Source organism: Chelativorans sp. YIM 93263, assembly GCF_028767125.1.
Taxonomy (GTDB): domain Bacteria; phylum Pseudomonadota; class Alphaproteobacteria; order Rhizobiales; family Rhizobiaceae; genus Chelativorans.
Genome location: NZ_JAKCWP010000002.1, coordinates 462,606 through 483,479 on the forward strand (window position 1 = coordinate 462,606; position 20,874 = coordinate 483,479).

Sequence of the window (20,874 nt, forward strand, 5' to 3'; positions counted from 1 at the left end):
TCTCACTTCAGTTCCGCTTCCTCCAGGTCCAGAAGCGCGGCAAGCCGCCCGCGCAGGCGGCCCTCCCGCCCCTTGAGCGCCTCGTCACAGCGGCCGATGGTAAGCAACGCAGCGGCCAACCGCCGCCGCTCCGCTCGCGGACGTGAGCGGAACTCCGCTCCCGCCTCTGCCTGCTCGATCCCATAGCTGGCAATCAGCGCTTCCAGTCTGGCCATGGAGGGGGCGCTTATGCCGAAGGCGCGCAACCCGACACGCCGGATAACCGCGAGCGTTTGCTCATTCGCAGCACCGTCGTTCAGCACGAGCCGCAGGAGTAGGAGAATCTCGGCCGCCTGATCTGCCTCGGGCCTGTCGAAATCGATGGGCATGCTTTCCGGCATACTCCCCTCCTCCGCTTATACCAAGGGAGATAACTATTGGCCGGCCTGACCGGACCCTCGCGCGCCATGGCGACCTTGCGCCGCGCTTATGTTGCAACCGCATCACGGCTCTCGGCGCGCCTTGCCACAACACGCGACACCTCCGGTCAGTCCGATCAATAGTAATCTCCCTTTGTATTGCACAAGGCTTGAAAAGCGAAATTGACTTGTGCCGTTCGCGCCTTTGTGGTGGAAAGGCGCCTCTTCCTTGCCTCGCAGGTCATTATTGCCAAATGTTTGACATCGCGGTCGAAACCGCGCTTCTGCTCGCTCTCGCGGCGTTTTTCGCTGGTTTTATGGACGCCATCGCGGGCGGCGGCGGTCTGGTAACCGTTCCTGCGCTCCTGCTTGCCGGGTTCGGCCCGGTCGAATCAATCGCCACGAACAAGCTGCAAAGCATCTTCGGAACAGCCTCGTCCGTAATAGCTTATTCGGCAAAGGGCCATGTTGACCTCAAGGCGCAGATTCCGTGGGCCTGCCTGTCCTTTATCGCGGGTGTCGGGGGTGCCTTGATGGCGAGCTTCCTGCCCGGTGAATTTCTGGAAGCCATCCTCCCGGTGCTTCTCATCGGCGTTGCCATCTTTTTTGCCGTCAGGCCCCGCGTGGACGACATCGACCGTGCCCGGCGCATCTCTCCCTTTCTTTTCGGCATAGCCATCGTGCCCGTCATCGGGTTTTATGACGGTGCCTTCGGTCCCGGCGCGGGTTCATTTTTCATGCTGGCCTTTGTGGCGCTTGCCGGCTTCGGCATTCTGAAGGCTACCGCCCACACCAAACTCCTCAACTTTGCGTCCAATTTCGGCGGCTTCGTCGCCTTTGCCTTCCTCGGGGTGGTCTACTGGAAGATCGGCCTGTTGATGGGCGTTGCCCAGTTCGCCGGTGCCCGGCTCGGCGCCGCCCTTGCGATGAAAAAAGGAGCAGCGGTCATCAAGCCGCTTCTGATCGTCGTCTGCCTCGCCCTTGCCCTCCGCCTGCTGACGCAGGAAGACAATCCCCTGCTGACATTTCTTGGGTTTTAAGCGGAGATCATTTCTCCGCGTCTTCATCCCTGAACGCCCGCGCAAAGCAAGGGCGTGTCCAGATCTCTGATGGTGGAGTTCCGACACGAAGGCTCCGGCATGGATCTCGGGTCTCTGCTTCGCTCCGCCAGGGATGACGACATCATAGGGAGCTTCGGCTAATCAGCCGCGCGGGAACAATAGGACGGGTCAGTCTGCTTGATGATCCCTCATAGAATGGTAGGCTATCCGTCGGTTCACAGGAGGAGCCACCATGTCCAAGTCCGTAACCATCCAGTTCCCACGCGTATTCCCCACGTTTCGATACCGCGATCCGGCAGCGATGATCGACTGGCTTGTTCGCGCGTTCGGCTTCTCGGTCCATGCGCGATATGGCGAGGGCGGTAAGGTCGCTCACGCGGAACTTGCGCTTGGCTCTTCCATCATCATACTCGGGCAGGCATCGGAGGACAGTTTTGGTGCAATGGTCGGCGAGCCCGGCCAGAACGGTGGAAAGTCCATCTATATCGCCGTCGAGCGGTTCGACGTCACATACGACCAGGCGGTCAAGGCCGGAGCCGAAATCCTGGAGGAACCGGTCGACCGCGACTATGGCAGCCGCGAATTCATCTGCCGCGATCCCGAGGGCAATATCTGGACAATCGGCACCTACTGGCCGAAAGCGCATGAGGCGCCGGAGGAATAGACCGCCGTGCCGCCTTGCGCACACCGGCTTTGTCCAAGCACGCATTGCGCGCGCTCTCCAATGCACTAAACTGATATGCGGAGGAAGTTTGGGAGGATGCCATGGATGCCCTCATCGAGAGCGACAGCGCTCAGTTCGAGTTGAATCCGGACCAGCGCGCGATCCAGGACATGACGCGGAGTTTCGCGGCCGATCATGTAGCCCCGTTAGCGCTGGAATGGGATGAGAAAAAACATTTCCCGGTCAATGTCATCCGCGAGACGGGTCCGCTCGGCTTTGGTGGCATTTATTGCGGGGAAGACGTCGGGGGCTCGGCTCTCGGACGGCTGGATGCTGTGCTTATCTTCGAGGCTCTAGCAGCCGCTTGCCCTGGCTTTTCCTCCTACATTTCCATCCATAATATGGTCGCCTGGATGATCGACAGTTTCGGTAGCGAGGACCAGCGCCAGCGTTTCCTGCCGAAGCTGACCTCGATGGAGTGGCTCTCCAGCTATTGCCTTACCGAGCCCGGATCCGGCTCGGACGCCGCCGCCCTCAAAACCAAAGCCGTGAAAAATGGCGATCATTACGTCTTGAACGGAACAAAACAGTTCATCTCCGGCGCCGGCGAAACGGATATCTACCTCGTCATGGTGCGCACGGGCGAGGATGGGCCGCGCGGCGTCTCGACACTGCTCGTCCCGAAGGATGCGCCCGGCCTCTCCTTCGGACCTCTGGAGAAGAAAATGGGCTGGCACATGCAGCCCACCCGCCAGGTCGTCTTCGAGGATTGCCGTGTGCCCGCCGAAAACCTTCTCAGCAGTGAGGGTGAAGGCTTCCGAATCGCGATGGCCGGCCTCGACGGTGGCCGCTTGAACATTGCCGCCTGCTCGCTCGGCGGGGCACAGGCCGCGCATGAGAAAGCCCTAGCCTACACGGCCGAGCGGCAAGCCTTCGGCCAGCCGGTCAATCGCTTCCAGGCCCTGCAATTCAAGCTGGCCGACATGGAAACGAACCTGAACGCCTCGCGTGTGCTTCTTTACACCGCCGCTTCCAAGCTGGACGCCAAGTCACCCGATGCCTCCAAATGGTCGGCCATGGCCAAGCGCTTCGTCACGGACACCTGCTTCGATGTCGCCAACGACGCGCTCCAGCTTCATGGCGGCTACGGATATCTGCAGGATTACGGGCTGGAGAAGCTGGTGCGCGACCTGCGCGTACATCAGATACTGGAAGGCACGAACGAGATCATGCGCCTGATCATCGCGCGGCATTTGGTGGGAAAACAGTAAGGCGATAGGGCAGCAGTGGTTTTGATACGCTCAGCGATGGGGTCGTCCCTCACCCTTTATTCCCCCTAACGCCCAATTGCCATACTGCCATTCATCGGGAGGAGAACCAAAATGACCACCACCGCCTTCATCGGCCTCGGCAATATGGGAATTCCCATGGCGGCCAATCTGATCAAGGCCGGGCATGAGGTGCACGGCTTCGATCTCGTCGCCACCAATCTGGAGAAGGCTGAAGCAAGCGGCGTCAAGCCGGCCGCAAGCGCGGCCGCGGCTATCGAACGCGCGGAGGTGGTTATCACCATGCTTCCGGCGGGTAAGCACGTCCTGTCGGTCTATGAAGATATCGCGCCGAAGGCAACCAGGGGCACGCTCTTCATCGACTCCTCAACCATCGACGTGGATTCGTCGCGCAAAGCCCACGATATTGCCGCCGAACACGGCCTGCTGTCGATAGATGCTCCTGTGTCCGGCGGTGTCGGCGGCGCGGAGGCCGGTACGCTGACCTTTATGGCCGGCGGTTCCGAGGCGGCCTTCGTCAAGGCCGAACCGATCCTTCAGCCCATGGCGGGCCGCGTCGTCCATTGCGGCGATGGCGGGGCCGGTCAGGCGGCCAAGATCTGCAACAATATGATTCTCGGCATCTCAATGATCGGCGTGGGAGAAGCCTTCGTCCTGGCCGAAAAGCTCGGCCTTTCGCATCAGGCGCTCTTCGATGTCGCCTCCACGTCCTCCGGGCAGTGCTGGTCGCTCACCACCTACTGCCCGGTTCCGGGGCCGGTGCCCACCTCCCCTGCCAATCGGGATTACCAGCCGGGCTTTGCCGCCGCCCTGATGCTAAAGGATTTGCGCCTTGCCCAGGAAGCGGCCCAGAACAACGGCGCGGCAACCCCGCTGGGCGCGGAAGCAGCACAACTCTATGCGCTGTTCGAGACAATGGGCAACGGCGACAAGGATTTCTCCGCCATCATCAATTTCCTCCGGGGAGCGGCCGGAAAATAACCAGAAGCGCCGCCACAAAAAAATCCCGAAGTTAAGCTTTGTTCAAGATCTTGCTAACCTCCCGGTAACCATGTCCGGGTAAAACGGAAAACGAGGCGGATGTCACGGCCTCCAGGCTCCGGATCAGGTCTCGCGTACCGGAGTGGCCGCCCTCGCAAGCGTTGCGTATTCCCGCGAGGGCGACAGTGACGGCGTTTTGATCACCGCGTTTCTCCCCGGAGAGCGCGGTTTTCAGCATTCAGCCCCTCGATTTATGCTGATCCTGCTCCGCCCGGTCCAGAGCTGCGACAATCCGGTCGCACGCCAGATCGATCGTCTCGCACGTCCAGATCAGCGGTGGGGAGAGGATCATTGTGTCGCCGACAGCCCGCATCATCAGCCCGTCCTCGATGGCATGGTCCCGCACGCTCGTTGCGGCCGCACCTTCCCCGGGAAAACGCTCGCGTGTTTCCTTATCCGCCACGATCTCGATTGCCCCCATCAGCCCGAAGCTGCGTACCTCGCCCACGATCGGATGATTGGCAATGCGCTCCTTCAGCGAGTCGGCGAAATATGGTCCAGTCTCCTCGCGAACGCGCTTGATCAGCCCCTCCCGCTCGATGATTTCGAGGTTTTTCAGCGCCACGGCACAAGCCACGGGATGACCGGAATAGGTGTATCCGTGGAAGAACTCACCGCCCTTCTCCACCAGCGTCGAGGCAATGCGATCGCCTACCAGAAGTGCTGAAAGCGGCTGATAGCCCGAAGTCAGCGCCTTGGCGGTGCTGATCGTGTCGGCCTCAATACCGATCCTCTGCGCGGCAAACCATTCGCCCGTCCGGCCATAGCCGGTGATTACCTCGTCGAGCATCAGCAGGACGTCGTATTTACGGCAGATTCGCTGGATTTCCGGCCAGTAACTTTCCGGCGGGATTTTCACGCCCCCCGCACCCATGACGGGCTCGCCGATGAAGGCAGCGACATTCTCCGGCCCGGCCTCCAGAATTGCGTCTTCCACGGCCTTTGCCGCACGCAGGCCGAAATCATGCTCGCTCTCACCCGGCTCCTTCAGTTCGAAAGCGTAAGGCGGCATGACATGCGAAATATTTGGCACTGCCCCGTTGAGCTGGCCGTGCATGGCCGCCATTCCACCCAGCGACGTGCCTGCGATAGTCGAGCCGTGATAGGCCCACTGGCGTGAGATGATGCGGTTTTTCTCCGGCTTGCCCTCCAGCGCCCAGTAATGCCGCACCAGCCTCAAGGCCGTGTCGTTTGTCTCCGAGCCCGACGAGCCGTAGAATACCTGACTGATATTTGCCGGCGCGATCTCCGCCAGCTTCTTTGCCAAGAGAACGGGCGACGGCGTGGAGCAGCGGAAGAAAGAATTGTAATAGGGCAACTCCTTCATCTGCTCGTAAGCGACCTCCGCCAGCTCTTCGCGGCCATAGCCGACATTCACGCACCAGAGCCCCGCCATGCCGTCGAGGATCTCCTTGCCTTCCGTGTCATAGACGAAGGCCCCGTCGGCGCGGGTGATAATGCGTGAGCCTGCGGCGCGCAGATCCCTGTGATCGGTAAAAGGATGCAGGTGGTGCGCGGCATCGAAGCCCTGAAGCTGCGCCAGGGAAAAGTTTTGGTAAGCCATGGAATTAGAGTCTCCGTTTGAATCGATCTCGCAAGTGCCAAGAGAATCAAACGACGGCTGGCGGCGAATATCCGATCCGCGCGCACAGCCGCAAAAGCTCTGTGTGCCGCGTGCGTCGCGACACCTTCAAGCTCGGGTAGAGCGGGAAGCTTTTGCCCGGCAGACTCATCATGCGTCGATTAAACCGGATACCGATCCTCCCTTCAAGCACGACCGTTACTGATTATCCGAAAGCGTCACGAGAATGTCGCTTCTCTTGCGCTTTCCGTCGCCTTGCCCGTGTTGGGCAGCGGCAGAGGGGTTCATCATGTCTCCATTCTATAACAGGCACGAGGAAAAACATGAACGTTTCCGGCACGCCTGAGAATGCGCAGACTGCGACCAGCCGCCCGCGCCGGGGCGGACGCGCGGGCAAACGGGGCGCGGGCGCGGGAAGTTTCGAGCAACCGCCCTTCCGCCAGCTTCGCATACCCTTCCCTCCGACGCAGATCGTCTCCGAGGACGAACTCGAATCCATTCACCTCGCCTCCTTGCGCGTGCTGAAGGAAATCGGCGTCGACGTACTGCATGACGAAGCGCGCGCCATCATGCGCCGCCATGGCGCCGATGTGGACGAGGATACGCAGCGTGTGCGCTTCGACCCCGATATGGTGCTCGAGTTCATTTCCCACTGTCCCGCTGAATACACAGTGCACGCGCGCAATCCCGCGCATGATCTGCGCGTGGGTGGCGATAACATCATCCTGGCGCAGATGGCCTCCGCGCCGAACTGCTCCGATATGGACGGCGGGCGGCGGCCTGGCAATCAGGCCGATTTTCGCAATTTCGTGAAGCTCGGGCAGATGCACAACATCGTCCATTGCCTGGGCGGCTATCCGGTGGAGCCGATCGACGTCCATCCCAGCATCCGGCATCTGGAGTGTCTGCGCGACATCACCACCCTCACGGACAAGACCTTCCACATCTATTCGCTGGGGCGCGAGCGCAATCTGGATGGCATTGAGATCGCCCGCATTGCCCGCGGGGTGAGCCGCGAGCAGTTCATCGACGAGCCCTCCTGCTTCACGGTCATCAATACAAACTCGCCGCTCAGGCTCGATATTCCGATGATGGAAGGCATCATCCAGATGGCCACCCAAGGCCAGGTGGTGATCGTCACGCCCTTCACACTCGCCGGCGCAATGGCGCCTGTTACCATTGCCGGCGCCCTGGTCGAGCAAAACGCCGAGGCGCTCGCCGCACTTGCCTTCTCGCAAATGGTGCGGAAAGGCGCACCCGTTGGCTATGGCGGCTTCACATCGAACGTAGATATGCGCTCCGGTGCTCCCGCTTTCGGCACACCGGAATATATGAAGGCGCAGCTTATCGGCGGACAACTCGCCCGCCGCTATAAGATCCCCTACCGCAGCTCCAACGTCTGCGCGGCCAACACGGTGGATGCTCAAGCCGCCTATGAGAGCGTGTTCTCGCTCTGGGGCTGCATTCAGGGCCACACAAACTTGATGAAGCATGCCGCTGGCTGGCTAGAGGGCGGACTGTGCTGTTCCTATGAAAAAATGATGCTCGATTTCGAACTTCTACAGATGGTCGCCGAGTTCCTGACGCCCCTCGACCTTTCGGAAGACGCGCTTGGGGTCGAGGCCATACGCGAGGTCGGGCCGGGCAGCCACTTCTTCGGCTCGCAGCACACGCAGGCGCGCTACAAAACGGCGTTTTACTCCCCCATGATCTCCGATTGGCGCAATTATGAGAGCTGGGCACAAGCTGGTGCCCCGACCTCCATAGAACATGCGAACCGCCTCTGGAAGGAGCGGCTGGCCCTCTACGAGGAACCGCCCATGGAAGAGGCTATCCGCGATGAACTTAACGAATTCGTCGAACGCCGCACCCGCGAAGGCGGGGCGCCGACGGATTTTTAAAGATGGTGATGTGGGACGGCCGTTTGGCCGAAGATGGTTCAGCGCCTGACTTGCGCTTCGTTTATCTCCGGAATCAAAATCTTCAGAAGCGGAAATAACCCCATGAGAACCCAAGCAAAAGCGGTGGTCATCGGCGGCGGCGTAGTTGGATGCTCGGTGCTTTATCATTTGGCCCGCGCCGGCTGGACAGATGTGCTTCTCATCGAGCGCTCGGAGCTGACCTCCGGTTCGTCGTGGCATGCAGCCGGCGGGTTTCACACGCTGAACGGCGATCCGAACGTGGCCAAACTGCAGGCCTATACGGTGCAGCTCTACAAGGAGATCGAGGAGTTGTCAGGTCAGTCCTGCGGACTGCACTTGACGGGCGGCGTGATGATGGCCGACAGCCCGGAGCGCATGGACTTCCTGCGCCTCGTCCACGCCAAAGGGCGCTATCTCGGCATGGAGACCGAGCTGATCACTCCATCCGAGGCCAAGTCCATGTTCCCGCTCATGGACGAGAGCCACTTCGTCGGCGCCCTATGGGATCCGGTGGAAGGCCATCTCGACCCCTCTGGTACTACCCATGCCTACGCCAGGGCGGCGCGCAAGCTGGGCGCCGAGATCGAGCTTCGCAACAGAGTGATCGAAATCACGCAAAAACCGGACGGCACCTGGAATGTGGTGACCGAAAAAGGCACAGTGAAAGCGGAGCACGTGGTCAATTGCGGTGGTCTGTGGGGCCGCGAGGTAGGCCGCATGGTGGGGCTTGAACTGCCGCTTCTGGCCATGGAGCACATGTATCTGCTCACGGAGCCCATGCCGGAAGTGGAGGAGTTCAACCGCTCAACCGGCCGCGAGCTGATAGGCGTGATCGACTTCAAGGGCGAGATTTACACGCGCCAGGAGCGTAACGGCGTCCTGCTCGGCACCTACGAAAAAGCCTGCAAACCCTGGTCGCCGGTCGACACGCCCTGGGATTTCGGCCACGAACTGCTCCAGCCCGACATCGACCGTATCGCCCCTTCGCTGGAGGTCGGCTTCCGCCACTTCCCCGCGCTGGAAAACGCCGGGATCAAGCAGGTCATCAACGGCCCCTTCACCTTCGCCCCGGACGGCAATCCGCTGGTCGGTCCCGTCCAGGGCCTGACCAATTTCTGGTGTGCCTGCGCGGTCATGGCCGGCTTCAGCCAGGGCGGCGGCGTGGGGCTGGCGCTGGCGAACTGGATGGTAGATGGCGATCCGGGCTTCGACATCTGGGGCATGGATGTGGCCCGCTTCGGCGAATGGGCGACCCTGCGTTACACCAACGCCAAGGTCCGCGAAAACTACTCGCGACGCTTCTCCATCCGCTTCCCCAACGAGGAGCTCCCCGCCGCCCGGCCAGCACAGACGACGCCGCTCTACGACGTGATGGTGCGCGACAACAATGCCGTGATGGGTGACAGCTGGGGCTTGGAAACACCTCTCTGGTTCGCGCCCAAAGGCACCGAGGCCCAGGACGTCGTCTCCTTCCACCGCTCGAACGATTTTGAGCATGTCGGGAACGAGGTGCGTGCCGTCAGGAATGGTGTTGGCGTGACCGAAATCGCCAACTTCGCCAAATACGAAGTCACCGGCACAGGCGCGGAAGCCTTTCTCAATCGCCTCATGACCAACCGCATGCCGAAGGCCGGGCGCATTGTTCTGTCGCCCATGCTCAACCAGTTCGGCAAGCTGATCGGCGACTTCACAATAGCGAAGGCCGGCAACGACCGCTTTATGATGTGGGGCTCTTCCGCGGCGCAAATCTATCATATGCGCTGGTTTGAAACACACATGCCGGCTGACGGCTCCATACGCATCCACCGTTTCGACCAGACGCTCGTCGGCCTTTCCATCGCCGGGCCGAAATCTCGCGCGGTGCTTGAAAAGCTCACCGATGCCGATGTTTCGAAGGAAGCTTTCCGCTTCATGGACTTCCGCGAGTTGGATGTGGCGGGCGCGCCGTGTATGGTCAATCGCCTCAGTTATACCGGCGATCTCGGTTACGAGATCTGGATGCCGCCGGCCTATCAGCGCCGGGTCTACGAGAACATCAAGGACGCGGGCGCAGAGTTCGGCATCGTCGACTTCGGCATGCGCGCGCTGCTTGCCATGCGGCTGGAGAAAAATTTCCCCACCTGGTTCCGCGAACTGCGTCCGATCTACGGCCCGTTCGAAGGGGCTATGGAGCGCTTCGTCCGCCTTGAGAAGAATGATTTCATAGGGCGCGATGCGGCGCTCAAGGAACGAACTGAAGGCCCAAAGATCTGCCGCGTCTCCTTCGTCGTGGACGCACTGGATGCCGACGTAATGGGTGACGAGCCGATCTGGGCAAAGGTCGGTGATCGGGATTTCGGCACGGTCGAAAAGCCGCATGGCTACGGAGCATCAAGGTTTGGCGCCGACCGATCCCCTCTGTCCGCTGAGCGAACATCTCTCTCTCATGAGGAGAGAGACGCCTCCGCGATCCTCGGCATCACCGACGGAGAGTGGCGCGTCGTGGGCTGGATCACCTCAGGTGGCTACGGCCATTTCGTCAAACAATCCCTCGCCCAGGGCTACGTCCCGGCGGGATTGGCAGAGGACGAAAGCGAAGACCTGTTCGAGATTGAAATTCTTGGTCAGCGCCGTCGTGCCCGTATTACGGTCGAGCCGCCCTTCGATCCGAATGGAGAGCGGATGCGGGGATAGCCCCTCCAACTACAATGTTAAGGAGGGAAGGGACCGAGCGCGCGGCGGAGGAGCGCCAAGTGCTCTGGTGGTGTCGTCCAGCTGGTGATGAACGGCAGGCCTTTTCGCCGCCCCGTCCAGCCGGCGACCACCAGACCGGCGGATGCAGGCTCGAAACGCAGGATGAGCGTCCAGGTGCGGCAGTCGACAGCACAGACGTCCGCCCTGCCTTCGGCAACGGCGAGCGCGGAGGCACGGTGGGAGCCCGTCTCGAATTGCTCCGGAAACAGTGAAAAGCCTTCGCCCATAATCTCCAGATCGCGCCGCAGGGCAATGAAACCGGACATGGAATTGGGTTCGTTGTAGGCCAAGCGCTTGCCGCGCAGCTTCTCTAAAGGGATGCGGGCACCCGCATCGGCGGAAGCGGTGATCGCCGGCGCCTCGCCGCGCCGCATCAGGATCGCGCTCGAATAAAGCTGCCCCTCTCCGCCCTCATGGGCCGAATAATCCGGCTGGCCAACGACTTGCACATACTTATCGAGCCCGGCTTCCATCGGCCCCCAGCAGGTCTGCGCAAGCAGAAGGGCCGGATGCCGCCACAACACACCGAGGTCGAGTTCATCCGGCGGAAGGGTAGCCGGATCCGGCGCGATCAACCGACCTTCGGCGTCGCGGATGCCGCCCGGCACCGCCGGCATATCGGCATTGCGGCGTGTAAGCCACGCCGGCGCGTCAAAATCTTCCGCCCTCAACGCATGGCAAAGCTGCGACCATTCGGCGTCGGTCTCGGCAAGCGTCTCAGGCCAGTCATACATCGGAAAGGCGGTAACGAAGGTGCTCATGGGATCATATCGACCGCAAGAGCGAAGGAACGCAAGGCTTCACTCTCATTCCTTCGCCGGTCTTGCCGGGATGGGTATGGTTCCCGCGCCGGCCAACGAGCGGCCTTGTGCACGCGGACGGAAAGCGCGTGGCGCATACGGATCGCGATGAAGCACCGGATGCACCACCGGCTCCTTCGCGCGAAAGGCAAAATCCTTGAGAAGCGCAAAATAACCCGGATAGGCATAGCCGCCGTTGCGGCGCAACCATTCCTCCTGGCGTTCCCGATAAAGCCGCGGTAGCGCATACCAGGGTGCTGCCGGAAGTTTGTGATGTACCAGATGCAGATTGTTGTTGAGGAACAGCAGGGAAAGCAGCGAACGCTCCACGATGATGGTGCGGCCGTCCGGCCGCTCGGACCACTGATGCTCGGCAAAGGTGCGAATGGCGATCAACGACTGTCCAAGCCAAGCAGGCACCAGTACATACATCCACAGCGGCATACCGAAGCCATAGGAGATGATCGGCACAACGACTGCCAACCCGAGGACGTGCAAGCTCCACGCTTTTCGAACATCGCGGTCGCCCGCGGCGATCAGCTTCGTCTCGGAGGCGAAAAACGCGACGTTCATGATCAGCGGCCCGAGGATGAAACGGCCAGCCATCGTGTTGTTGATCTGCAGGAGCAACCGAACCGCGCGCGGCAACTCTTTATAATGCCAAAGGGCGCGGTAGTAGCTCTCGGGATCCTCGAACGGGTCGGTCAGCCGCTCATCCGCATGGTGTCGCAGATGCAAGGCCTTGAAGCGGCGATAAGGATAGACAAGGCCGATCGGCAATCCGACAAGGATCTCATTGACCGCTGCGCTGCGCGTGGGATGCCCGTGCAGACACTCGTGCATGAGCGATGATTGAAGGGCAATCGTAAAGGTCAGAACCACAAGCGCAGCAATCGGCCAATCCGGCCAAAGAGCAAAGCCGGCCGCGCCCCAAGCTGAATAACATAGAAAAATCAGCACAAATGTCGGCCACTCAATCGCCGGGCGGCCGTGCCGGCTCTTGTCTCTCGTTTCCATCATTTTCCTGCGGTGCCACAACACGCTGAATGCGTCGCGAAAGGCTACTGACACTTTTTGACAGGAGGCCCGCGGACCGGCAACGAGAGAATGCGCACAATGCGTTGCGTCTTGAAAGCAAATCCTGCAAATGTTTACGAAAGAAAACAAATGCGGAGTATCGTCCATGGACGACACAACGAAGAACCCACCCGACAAGCGCGACCTTTCTGAGGTCTTCCGCCAGCGGTTGAGAACGCTGCTCCAGCGCTCTGGGCTGAACCAGTCGGCATTTGCTGCTGCGGTCGGGATCGACCGCTCGGCGCTGTCGCAGCTTCTGGCCGGCAGTTCTGCACGCTTGCCGCGCGCCGAAACGCTCATGAACATTGCCGCCCGGCATCAGGTCTCGCTCGACTGGCTGCTGGGCCTCAGCCATGATGAAGGCATCACGGGCGAACTACGCGAAAATCTGGAGATCGCGGAAGCCGAAGGCGGCTTCGGGCAGACCCTGCTCGCCCGGTGGCATGCCGAAGCCATCGGCACCAAGATCCGCTATGTGCCCTCGACCATCCCCGATCTGCTGCGCACGGAGCACGTCATCCTCTACGAGGCGGAAACAGCCCTCCAAAGCCGCGAAGCACAGATCGGCGAAGCCCGGTATCGGGTAGACTATAACCGCCGCCCCGAGACAGACATGGAAGTCTGCATGTCCAGGCAAACCCTCGAGGTTTTCGCAAGGGGCGAAGGGATCTGGCAAAATCTTCCGCTGGATGTGCGGGTCGAGCAAATCGCCCATATGACGCAACTGCTGAAGGACCTCTACCCGACGTTCCGCCTTTTTCTCTATGACGGGCGGAGGCGCTATTCCGCGCCCTACACGGTGTTCGGTCCCTATCGCGCCGCGCTCTATATCGGCGGCATGTACCTCGTGCTGAACGCAACACAGTCCGTGGCCACCCTCACCCGCCATTTCGATAATCTGATCCGCGCTGCCGAAGTAAACGCCCATGAGACAGCGGATTTCGTTCAATCACTTTCGTTTGATTGAATGCTTTACTTGACGTTATATAAAGACTTCTTTATATCTTTATACAGCTATCAGAATGGCGTTTCCGACTGGAAAGGCGGCTGCCATGCAGAACCCGATCGACGCTCTGATCGCAGAGAAAGGCGTGCTTCTTGCCGACGGCGCGACCGGCACTAACCTTTTCGATATGGGCCTGCAATCGGGTGAAGCGCCCGAATTGTGGAATGAAGATGCACCGGAAAAGGTGGAGGCCCTGCACAGCGGATTCGTCGAGGCGGGCTCCGATATCATTCTCACCAACTCCTTCGGCGGAACCCGTCAGCGGCTGAAACTGCACGGCGCGCAGGATCGCGTTTTCGAGATCAACAAGAAAGCTGCGGAAATCGCCTGCCGCGTGGCGGCAAGTGCAGGTCGGCGCGTCATCGTCGCCGGCTCTGTGGGCCCCACCGGTGAGCTTCTGGTGCCGCTCGGGGCGATGGCTTACGAGGATGCGGTGAACGCATTTGCCGAGCAGATCGAGGGGCTGAAGGCCGGCGGCGCGGAGGTCGCCTGGATCGAGACCATGTCGGCGCCCGACGAGATCCGTGCGGCGGCGGAGGCGGCAATCCGGGTCGGGCTCCCCTACACATATACGGGCTCTTTCGACACGGCCGGACGCACCATGATGGGCCTGGCGCCAAAGGATATCCACGGTGTGGTCGATGAACTCTCCGAAAGGCCTGTCGCCGTGGGCGCCAATTGCGGCGTCGGCGCGCCAGACATCCTTGCCGCATTGCTGGACATGTCGGAAGCCCAGCCCGACGCCAAGATCGTCGTTAAGGGCAATTGCGGCATCCCGGAGTTCCACGGCTCGGAAATCCATTATTCAGGCACGCCGGAGCTCATGGCCGATTATGTGCGCCTGGCGGTTGATGGCGGCGCCAGGATCATCGGCGGCTGCTGCGGCACGTCCTTCGAGCATCTTGCCGCCATGCGCAAGGCGCTCGACGAGCATCGGAAAGGCGCCCGACCCAGCGTGCAGGACATCGAGTCACGCGTCGGGCCGATGCGAAACAAGGCTGCCGCCCAGAGCGGCGCCGATAGCGCCGGACCAAACCGCCGGCAGCGGCGGCGGGCACGCGCTTGATTTAAACCGACGGGATAGGCTGCCGTCCGCACCTCTCACGAGAAGGCGTCGGGCATGGAGTCCTTGCGCCGCGCAACATAGTCCTGCAACGCCTCGTCGATGCCCTCGTCCAGAGTTGGCGCCTGATAGGCATCGAGCCACTGGCGGGCGAGTTCGTTGGCGCGCTGCTGCGCGGTCTTCTCGCCGTCGCTCGCCCACTGCTCATAGGAATTGTTATCCGCAATAGAAGAGCGATAGAAGGCGTTCTGGAAGTTGGCTTGGGTATGGCTGCAGCCTAGATAATGGTTGCCCGGCCCGACCTCTCGGATGGCATCCATTGCCTGCCCGTTCTCCGAGAGGTCGAGCGGCTCGCACAGGCGCTGCTGCATACCGAGTTGATCAATGTCCATCATAAATTTCTCGAAGGACGAAACCAGCCCACCCTCCAGCCACCCGGCCGCGTGGAGCACGAAATTGGTGCCGGCGAGCACTGTCGCGTTCAACGTGTTCGCGCTTTCATAAGCCGATTGCGCATCCGGAATCTTCGATGCGGTCAGCGATCCGCCCGTGCGGAAGGGAAGGCCCAGCCTGCGGGCGAGTTGTGCCGCTCCGTAGGAGACGAGCGAAGGCTCGGGCGTGCCGAAGGTCGGAGCACCGGACTGCATGGAAATGGAAGAGGCAAACGTGCCGAAAACCACCGGCGCGCCCGGACGCACAAGCTGCGTGAAGGCGGCACCTGCCATCACTTCCGCCAAGACCTGGGTCAGCGTGCCGGCTACGGTCACCGGGCTCATGGCACCTGCCAGGATGAATGGTGTGATGATGCAGGCCTGGTTGGCCCGGGCATAGACCTTCGCAGCACCCAGCATCGTCTCATCGAACACCATGGGCGAGTTCGCGTTGATAAGGTTGATGACGACCGTGTTCTGATCGACGAATTCCTCGCCGAACAGGATGCGCGCCATGGCCACCGTGTCCTCGGCGCGCTCGGGTGCCGTCACCGAGCCCATGAACGGCTTGTCGGACAAGCGCATGTGCGAATAGATCATGTCGAGATGGCGCTTGTTCACCGGCACGTCCACCGGCTCGCACACTGTCCCGCCCGAATGGTGAATCGGCGGCGCCATATAGGCCAGCTTCACCAGATTGCGGAAATCCTCCAGCGTTGCATAACGGCGGTTGCCGTCGAGGTCGCGAATGAAGGGCGGCCCGTAGACGGGGGCGAAAATGGTCGTGTTGCCGCCGATTTCGACGGAGCGCTCCGGGTTGCGCGCGTGTTGAGTGAAGGTTGACGGGGCGGTTTTCAGGAGCTCACGGCACAGTCCCCTGGGAAAGTGCACACGCTCGCCCTTTACCTCCGCTCCGGCTTCCTTCCAAAGCTGAAGCGCTTCCGGATCGTCGCGAAACTCGATACCGATTTCTTCGAGGATCGTATCGGCGTTCGCCTCGACAATGCCCAACCCTTCTTCGTCCAAAACCTCATAAGGCCGCAGGGGACGACGTATGTAACCGAGTTGCTGTCCCGGCCCGCTACCGCCCCGTGCCGCGCGGCGGGCGGCTGCACCTCCGCGTTCTCCACGGCCGCCACGTTCCCGGCCGGAACGGCCTTTCCTGCTCTCGCCGGCTTCAGTGGTCAATTCCTGGTTCGTCGCCGGATCCTGGTCCATCTTTACATCCTTCGACATGGCGCGCCTCTGCTTCCCTGAAATAGGGCGAAGCTTAAATATCGACATGGTAATCAAACGCGTACAGGCGAACGTTCCGCAAACGCCAGACCGTGTCGCATAGAGGCCGTTAAGGCCCGGGGAGCGACTGCTTGTAAGGCTCCGTAAAAATCGCTTCCGTGTAACATTCAGTCGCTTTCTTTGTGCAAGACGTCGCAAATCAGCTATGGAAACACCCCGCACGAGGCTTAACTTGCGACGTAAATGTCCGTGGCCAAAGGCCTGACAGGAAACGGCAGGAGCCTGGAATGTCCGACAACGACGAGATTATCCTTTCCGAGCTTCCCGACGATGAACTTGTGCAGCAGATGCACGATGATCTTTATGACGGGCTGAAGGAAGAAGTCGAGGAAGGCACGCGTATCCTGCTCGACCGCGGCTGGCAACCATATAGGGTTCTCACCGAGGCTCTTGTCGAGGCGATGCGTGTCGTCGGCGAGGATTTCCGCGACGGCATCCTCTTCGTGCCGGAAGTGCTGTTGTCGGCCAACGCCATGAAATCGGGTATGAACATACTGCGCCCACTCCTGGCCGAGACCGGCGCGCCAAAGCAGGGCAAAATGGTGATCGGCACCGTGAAGGGCGACATCCACGATATCGGTAAGAATCTCGTCGGCATGATGATGGAGGGAGCTGGCTTCGACGTCATCGACCTTGGCATCAACAACCCGGTCGAAAATTACCTGGAGGCGATCGAGGAGCACCAGCCGGATATTATCGGCATGTCCGCCCTCCTGACGACCACCATGCCTTACATGAAGGTGGTTATCGACACGATGAAGGAAAAAGGCATCCGCGACGACTACATAGTTCTCGTCGGCGGTGCGCCGCTCAACGAGGAGTTCGGAAGGGCCGTCGGCGCGGATGCCTACTGCCGAGATGCTGCCGTGGCGGTCGAAACCGCCAAGGAATTCATGAAACGCAAACACAACCTCGCGGCGGCGAACTGAGCGCCGCGGAGCGCGAAAAGAGCTCGCGAAGAGTTTAGTAGGTCTGCGTCTCAGTCGCGATGTTGCGCCCCGCATCCTGCGTGGCATCGACGACATTGGCCGTGTCCTGGCCCGCACCGCGGATCGTATTGGCACAGCCACCCGCGAGGCCGGCAACGGCGATTAGAATGGCAAGCCTTGAAAAGATGCGCTGTGTCATGATGTGCTTCTCCGTCTGGTAACGCGCCTTTGGCGCGGGAAAACGAAATGAATAGGACAGCTTCCAAACGTGCTGAGAGCAAAAATGTTCTGGTGATTGCCTGTGGGATGATCGCACGTGAGGTTCTCGCGGTTCGTGAGAAGCTTGGCTTCGATCACCTGGAGATCACCTGCCTGCCTGCCGAGTATCACTACTACCCGGACCGCATTCCGCCGGCGCTCGACCAGGCAATCTCGCAAGCGAAGAATCGGGGCTACCGCCACATCTTTGTCGGATATGCCGATTGCGGCACGGGCGGAGACCTGGATCGCGTGTGCGAGCGGCACGGCGTCGAACGTATTGCGGGACCGCACTGCTTTGCATTTTACCAGGGCCTCGACGCCTTCGCCCGGATGGAAGAGCAGGACATGATGTCCTTCTACATGACCGATTTCCTCTGCCGCCACTTCGAGACGTTTTTCCTAAAACCCCTCGGGCTGGATCGGCATCCGGAGCTTATCCCGGACTTTTTCGGCAATTACCAAAAGCTCATTTACCTGGCCCAGACCGAAGATCCCGAGCTCGAAAAGGTGGCGAAGGACGCCGCGCGCCTGCTTGACCTGGAGTATGAGCGCCGCTTCACGGGCTATGGCGACCTTCAAAAAGTCCTGAAGAGCGCCGCTGGAACCGTAAACTTGCCTGATTCCTTATGAATGTTTAACCGCGATGTCCGAAAATGCAGCGGGCATTCGCATTCAGCAAAGGAAAACGGGCATGCGGGCTGAAGGGACCGGTTTGGACGCGCAGTTTCAGCTGCCGCCGCGGCGGATATCCCGAATCCTCAACGATCTGGCCCGCGAAGCTGAAGGCACCATAACCTTTGAGCAGATTCGCCAAGCACTGGGCGACCGGAGCTTTGCTACACTGCTTGTGCTCTTCTCCTGCCTCAATCTTCTTCCGTTTCCTCCCGGCAGTACGTTGATCCTAGGTGCACCTCTGCTGTTGCTCGCGGTGCAAATGATCGTCGGCCGCCGCACGGTATGGCTCCCGCGCTTCCTGCTTCGGCGATCCGTAACGGCAGAAACGTTTCGGCGTATGAGCGACCGCTTCGCCCCTAGACTGGAGTGGATCGAGCGCTTCATCCGACCGCGCATGTGGCCCTCTCACAGGCGGACCGACCGGATCGTCGGTTTGCTGGTGCTCGTGCTCGCCATCGCAACTACGTTACCAGTCCCCTTCGGCAACTGGTTCCCTGCGCTCGCCTGCGCACTGACGGGCCTCGCGCTTTCCGAGCGCGACGGCTTGCTTTTCGCGATCGCAGTCATCGTCAGCATGCTTGCCCTCACTCTGTTTGCAGCCCTGATCAGCGCAGCCTCGCTGCTGGCCAATTTCCTTGCCGGATAGGAATATCTCTTGCAGACCGGCACCGGTTGGATTTAAGCGACGCTCGTCACAATAATATTCTTCACCTGAGGAATCATGAATGGCCGAGCCGCACCTCCTTGCTGTCGGCGGCGCACATATTGACCGTCGAGGCCGGGTCCATGGCCCGTACGTTGCCGAGGCATCCAATCCCGGTAGCATGAGTGAGGAAGTGGGCGGAGCCGTGCTGAATGCGGCCCGCATGGCCGTTCAGCGGGGGCTATCTGTTTCGCTATTCTCATTGCGCGGCGGGGATGCAGCCGGCCAGAAGGTCGCGGAAACGATAGAGGAAACCGGCATAGACGACCTTTCGGCAACTTTCCTCGACCGCACGACACCCAGCTATACCGCCATCCTCAGCCAGAACGGCGATCTCGTTACCGGCCTGGCGGACATGCACCTTTACGAGTTGGGGTTTGCAAAACAACTTCAGCGCCGAAAGCTGCGCGAGGCATTTGCGAATTCGGACGCAGTGTTGTGCGACGCCAATATGCCGGCCGAGGCATTACAGCAGCTCGCGGTTCTTGCCGAAAACAAGCCGGTCTACGCCATCGCGATCTCTCCGGCGAAGGTCGTGAGGCTCGAACTGGTTCTCGGGTCGCTCGCGGTCCTGTTCATGAACCGCCGGGAAGCCCGGAGACTGGCTGGCCTGGAGGCGGAAAGGCCCATCGAAGAGGCAGTGCGAATTCTTCGTGAAAAGGGCCTTCGCGCGGGTGTAATCACCGCGGGAGATGCACCTGCGCTTATGTTTGATAACGAGGGATACACGGAGATCGCACCACCGAAGGTGCACAACGTTGCCGACGTGACTGGCGCCGGAGATGCACTCGCAGGCGCGTCAGTTGCAGCCTTGATGCGCGGTTTTACCCTGGCCGAAGCAGTTCGCGAGGGCATGGCGGCCGCAAAACTGGTCGTGGAAAGCGACCGAGCTGCCCCGCGCGTGGGCAGCCGCACCTTTGGCGACGCGCTTGCCTCCGTCCCGCCCATAAACAACCACCCCTGAATGGCAGCCGAAACAGGAGTTCCGATGTCTTCGCTCGAAAAGGTCGATATTCACCCGCCGGTAGCCGAAGCGCTGGCTGCAAAACGGGCGGTCGTGGCGTTGGAAAGCACGATCATCACTCACGGCATGCCCTGGCCGCAGAATAATGAAATGGCGGCAGACGTCGAAACAATTATTGCCGAAGAAGGTGCCGTGCCGGCCACCATCGCGGTGATAGACGGCCGCCTGAAGATCGGGTTATCGGCGGAGGAGCGCAAGGATCTGGCGCAGCGCAGGGACGCCATGAAGCTCTCGCGGGCCGACCTTGCCTTTGCCATTGCCGAGGGCCGAAGCGGCGGCACGACGGTTGCAGCCACGATGATCGGAGCCCATTTCGCCGGGATCCCTGTCTTCGCAACCGGGGGCATCGGCGGCGTTCACAAAGGAGCGGAAGCAAGCTTCGACATATCCTCCGATCTCGAGGAGCTGGCGCGCACGCCGGTCATCGTCGTTTCGGCCGGACCGAAGGCGATTCTCGACATTCCGAAGACGCTGGAAGTTCTGGAAACGCGCGGCGTGCCGGTCGTGGGCTACAAAGCCAGGATGATGCCGGCCTTCTGGTCGCGCGAATCAAATTGCCGCGCACCTCTTCAGCTCGACACGCCCGAGGCAATCGCCCGCTTTCACCAGACCAGAGCCACGCTCGGTCTTGCCGGCGGAATGCTGATCGGAAATCCCGTCCCGGCCGAAGCGGAAATTCCCGCGGATGAAATGATCCAGTACATAACGCGGGCCCAGTCAGACGCGCGCGTGGAGGGGATTCGCGGAAAGGCGGTCACGCCATACCTGCTCGACCGAATTTTAAAGATCACCCACGGCCGCAGTCTGGAAACCAACATCGCACTCGTAAAAAACAATGCGCGCCTTGCGGCGCGCATTGCAACAGCTCTCGCTGGCTAGCGAGGGAATGGCGCTGCGCCCGCAATGGCGCGAGCGCCGA

General features: G+C 60.8%; 19 protein-coding genes. 13 read left to right on the top strand and 6 right to left on the bottom strand.

Translation table 11 applies throughout. The features are described from left to right. Nucleotides 1–2: 2 nt before the first annotated feature. Nucleotides 3–380, bottom strand: a complete 378-nt coding sequence (locus LY631_RS06390; RefSeq protein ID WP_274424298.1) for a hypothetical protein — start codon at nucleotides 378–380, stop codon at nucleotides 3–5. A 272-nt stretch (nucleotides 381–652) separates the two neighbouring features. Here LY631_RS06390 and LY631_RS06395 point away from each other — a divergent pair, with 272 nt between their 5' ends. The 4 genes from LY631_RS06395 (at nucleotide 653) to mmsB (ending at nucleotide 4,393) form a co-directional block, all read left to right on the top strand. Continuing rightward, complete coding sequence (locus tag LY631_RS06395; protein WP_274424299.1) at nucleotides 653–1,438, top strand: TSUP family transporter; 786 nt, start codon at nucleotides 653–655, stop codon at nucleotides 1,436–1,438. Nucleotides 1,439–1,691: 253 nt separating this feature from the next. Continuing rightward, nucleotides 1,692–2,123, top strand: a complete 432-nt coding sequence (locus LY631_RS06400) for a VOC family protein (protein WP_274424300.1) — start codon at nucleotides 1,692–1,694, stop codon at nucleotides 2,121–2,123. A 101-nt stretch (nucleotides 2,124–2,224) separates the two neighbouring features. Beyond that, nucleotides 2,225–3,394, top strand: a complete 1,170-nt coding sequence (locus LY631_RS06405) for an isobutyryl-CoA dehydrogenase (protein ID WP_274424301.1) — start codon at nucleotides 2,225–2,227, stop codon at nucleotides 3,392–3,394. 111 nt (nucleotides 3,395–3,505) lie between these two features. Next, on the top strand, nucleotides 3,506–4,393 hold the full coding sequence (mmsB, locus tag LY631_RS06410) for a 3-hydroxyisobutyrate dehydrogenase (protein ID WP_274424302.1): 888 nt from the start codon (nucleotides 3,506–3,508) through the stop codon (nucleotides 4,391–4,393). Nucleotides 4,394–4,631: 238 nt separating this feature from the next. Here mmsB and LY631_RS06415 read toward each other — a convergent pair whose 3' ends face one another. Then, on the bottom strand, nucleotides 4,632–6,017 hold the full coding sequence (locus LY631_RS06415; protein WP_274424303.1) for an aspartate aminotransferase family protein: 1,386 nt from the start codon (nucleotides 6,015–6,017) through the stop codon (nucleotides 4,632–4,634). A 341-nt stretch (nucleotides 6,018–6,358) separates the two neighbouring features. On the opposite strand from LY631_RS06415, the gene LY631_RS06420 reads away from it, so the two are divergent. Together LY631_RS06420 and LY631_RS06425 are read left to right on the top strand one after the other, a co-directional pair. Continuing rightward, on the top strand, nucleotides 6,359–7,936 hold the full coding sequence (locus LY631_RS06420) for a trimethylamine methyltransferase family protein (protein WP_274424305.1): 1,578 nt from the start codon (nucleotides 6,359–6,361) through the stop codon (nucleotides 7,934–7,936). 102 nt (nucleotides 7,937–8,038) lie between these two features. Then, nucleotides 8,039–10,630 carry a GcvT family protein gene (locus LY631_RS06425; RefSeq protein ID WP_274424306.1) on the top strand — a complete coding sequence of 864 codons (2,592 nt, stop codon included), beginning with the start codon at nucleotides 8,039–8,041 and terminating at the stop codon, nucleotides 10,628–10,630. A 17-nt stretch (nucleotides 10,631–10,647) separates the two neighbouring features. On the opposite strand, the gene LY631_RS06430 is transcribed toward LY631_RS06425, so the two are convergent. Both LY631_RS06430 and LY631_RS06435 read right to left on the bottom strand, forming a co-directional pair. Beyond that, nucleotides 10,648–11,451 (bottom strand): phosphate/phosphite/phosphonate ABC transporter substrate-binding protein, encoded by an 804-nt coding sequence (locus LY631_RS06430; RefSeq protein ID WP_274424307.1) that lies wholly within the window; start codon nucleotides 11,449–11,451, stop codon nucleotides 10,648–10,650. A gap of 45 nt (nucleotides 11,452–11,496) precedes the next feature. After that, nucleotides 11,497–12,507, bottom strand: a complete 1,011-nt coding sequence (locus LY631_RS06435; RefSeq protein WP_445082855.1) for a fatty acid desaturase — start codon at nucleotides 12,505–12,507, stop codon at nucleotides 11,497–11,499. A 166-nt stretch (nucleotides 12,508–12,673) separates the two neighbouring features. On the opposite strand from LY631_RS06435, the gene LY631_RS06440 reads away from it, so the two are divergent. Further along, nucleotides 12,674–13,534: a helix-turn-helix domain-containing protein gene (locus LY631_RS06440; RefSeq protein ID WP_274424310.1), complete on the top strand. Its 861-nt coding sequence runs from the start codon at nucleotides 12,674–12,676 to the stop codon at nucleotides 13,532–13,534. A gap of 85 nt (nucleotides 13,535–13,619) precedes the next feature. After that, nucleotides 13,620–14,639, top strand: coding sequence for a betaine--homocysteine S-methyltransferase (gene bmt, locus LY631_RS06445; RefSeq protein ID WP_274424312.1), 1,020 nt, complete (start codon nucleotides 13,620–13,622; stop codon nucleotides 14,637–14,639). 35 nt (nucleotides 14,640–14,674) lie between these two features. Here the strand turns inward: bmt and LY631_RS06450 are convergent, their stop codons facing one another. Beyond that, on the bottom strand, nucleotides 14,675–16,303 hold the full coding sequence (locus LY631_RS06450; RefSeq protein WP_274424313.1) for a trimethylamine methyltransferase family protein: 1,629 nt from the start codon (nucleotides 16,301–16,303) through the stop codon (nucleotides 14,675–14,677). 287 nt (nucleotides 16,304–16,590) lie between these two features. On the opposite strand from LY631_RS06450, the gene LY631_RS06455 reads away from it, so the two are divergent. Further along, nucleotides 16,591–17,292: a corrinoid protein gene (locus LY631_RS06455; protein ID WP_274424314.1), complete on the top strand. Its 702-nt coding sequence runs from the start codon at nucleotides 16,591–16,593 to the stop codon at nucleotides 17,290–17,292. Between the two features lie 34 nt (nucleotides 17,293–17,326). Here the strand turns inward: LY631_RS06455 and LY631_RS06460 are convergent, their stop codons facing one another. Next, nucleotides 17,327–17,491 carry an entericidin gene (locus tag LY631_RS06460; RefSeq protein WP_445082845.1) on the bottom strand — a complete coding sequence of 55 codons (165 nt, stop codon included), beginning with the start codon at nucleotides 17,489–17,491 and terminating at the stop codon, nucleotides 17,327–17,329. Between the two features lie 47 nt (nucleotides 17,492–17,538). On the opposite strand from LY631_RS06460, the gene LY631_RS06465 reads away from it, so the two are divergent. From LY631_RS06465 to LY631_RS06480, 4 genes are all read left to right on the top strand, one after another. Continuing rightward, a complete protein-coding gene (locus LY631_RS06465; RefSeq protein WP_274424316.1) occupies nucleotides 17,539–18,183 on the top strand; it encodes a DUF1638 domain-containing protein in 645 nt (214 codons plus the stop codon). A gap of 61 nt (nucleotides 18,184–18,244) precedes the next feature. Further along, nucleotides 18,245–18,874, top strand: a complete 630-nt coding sequence (locus tag LY631_RS06470; RefSeq protein WP_274424317.1) for an exopolysaccharide biosynthesis protein — start codon at nucleotides 18,245–18,247, stop codon at nucleotides 18,872–18,874. A 79-nt stretch (nucleotides 18,875–18,953) separates the two neighbouring features. Beyond that, on the top strand, nucleotides 18,954–19,895 hold the full coding sequence (locus tag LY631_RS06475) for a carbohydrate kinase family protein (protein ID WP_274424318.1): 942 nt from the start codon (nucleotides 18,954–18,956) through the stop codon (nucleotides 19,893–19,895). Then, complete coding sequence (locus LY631_RS06480; RefSeq protein WP_445082846.1) at nucleotides 19,896–20,834, top strand: pseudouridine-5'-phosphate glycosidase; 939 nt, start codon at nucleotides 19,896–19,898, stop codon at nucleotides 20,832–20,834. It abuts the gene before it with no gap. Nucleotides 20,835–20,874 lie beyond the last annotated feature (40 nt).

Excerpts from the sequence above, each read along its gene's own strand:
- LY631_RS06390 (WP_274424298.1), bottom strand. The coding sequence starts at position 380 with ATGCCGGAAAGCATGCCCATCGATTTCGACAGGCCCGAGGCAGATCAG.
- LY631_RS06395 (WP_274424299.1), top strand. The coding sequence starts at position 653 with ATGTTTGACATCGCGGTCGAAACCGCGCTTCTGCTCGCTCTCGCGGCG.
- LY631_RS06400 (WP_274424300.1), top strand. The coding sequence starts at position 1,692 with ATGTCCAAGTCCGTAACCATCCAGTTCCCACGCGTATTCCCCACGTTT.
- LY631_RS06405 (WP_274424301.1), top strand. The coding sequence starts at position 2,225 with ATGGATGCCCTCATCGAGAGCGACAGCGCTCAGTTCGAGTTGAATCCG.
- mmsB (WP_274424302.1), top strand. The coding sequence starts at position 3,506 with ATGACCACCACCGCCTTCATCGGCCTCGGCAATATGGGAATTCCCATG.
- LY631_RS06415 (WP_274424303.1), bottom strand. The coding sequence starts at position 6,017 with ATGGCTTACCAAAACTTTTCCCTGGCGCAGCTTCAGGGCTTCGATGCC.
- LY631_RS06420 (WP_274424305.1), top strand. The coding sequence starts at position 6,359 with ATGAACGTTTCCGGCACGCCTGAGAATGCGCAGACTGCGACCAGCCGC.
- LY631_RS06425 (WP_274424306.1), top strand. The coding sequence starts at position 8,039 with ATGAGAACCCAAGCAAAAGCGGTGGTCATCGGCGGCGGCGTAGTTGGA.
- LY631_RS06430 (WP_274424307.1), bottom strand. The coding sequence starts at position 11,451 with ATGAGCACCTTCGTTACCGCCTTTCCGATGTATGACTGGCCTGAGACG.
- LY631_RS06435 (WP_445082855.1), bottom strand. The coding sequence starts at position 12,507 with ATGGAAACGAGAGACAAGAGCCGGCACGGCCGCCCGGCGATTGAGTGG.
- LY631_RS06440 (WP_274424310.1), top strand. The coding sequence starts at position 12,674 with ATGGACGACACAACGAAGAACCCACCCGACAAGCGCGACCTTTCTGAG.
- bmt (WP_274424312.1), top strand. The coding sequence starts at position 13,620 with ATGCAGAACCCGATCGACGCTCTGATCGCAGAGAAAGGCGTGCTTCTT.
- LY631_RS06450 (WP_274424313.1), bottom strand. The coding sequence starts at position 16,303 with ATGTCGAAGGATGTAAAGATGGACCAGGATCCGGCGACGAACCAGGAA.
- LY631_RS06455 (WP_274424314.1), top strand. The coding sequence starts at position 16,591 with ATGTCCGACAACGACGAGATTATCCTTTCCGAGCTTCCCGACGATGAA.
- LY631_RS06460 (WP_445082845.1), bottom strand. The coding sequence starts at position 17,491 with ATGACACAGCGCATCTTTTCAAGGCTTGCCATTCTAATCGCCGTTGCC.
- LY631_RS06465 (WP_274424316.1), top strand. The coding sequence starts at position 17,539 with ATGAATAGGACAGCTTCCAAACGTGCTGAGAGCAAAAATGTTCTGGTG.
- LY631_RS06470 (WP_274424317.1), top strand. The coding sequence starts at position 18,245 with ATGCGGGCTGAAGGGACCGGTTTGGACGCGCAGTTTCAGCTGCCGCCG.
- LY631_RS06475 (WP_274424318.1), top strand. The coding sequence starts at position 18,954 with ATGGCCGAGCCGCACCTCCTTGCTGTCGGCGGCGCACATATTGACCGT.
- LY631_RS06480 (WP_445082846.1), top strand. The coding sequence starts at position 19,896 with ATGGCAGCCGAAACAGGAGTTCCGATGTCTTCGCTCGAAAAGGTCGAT.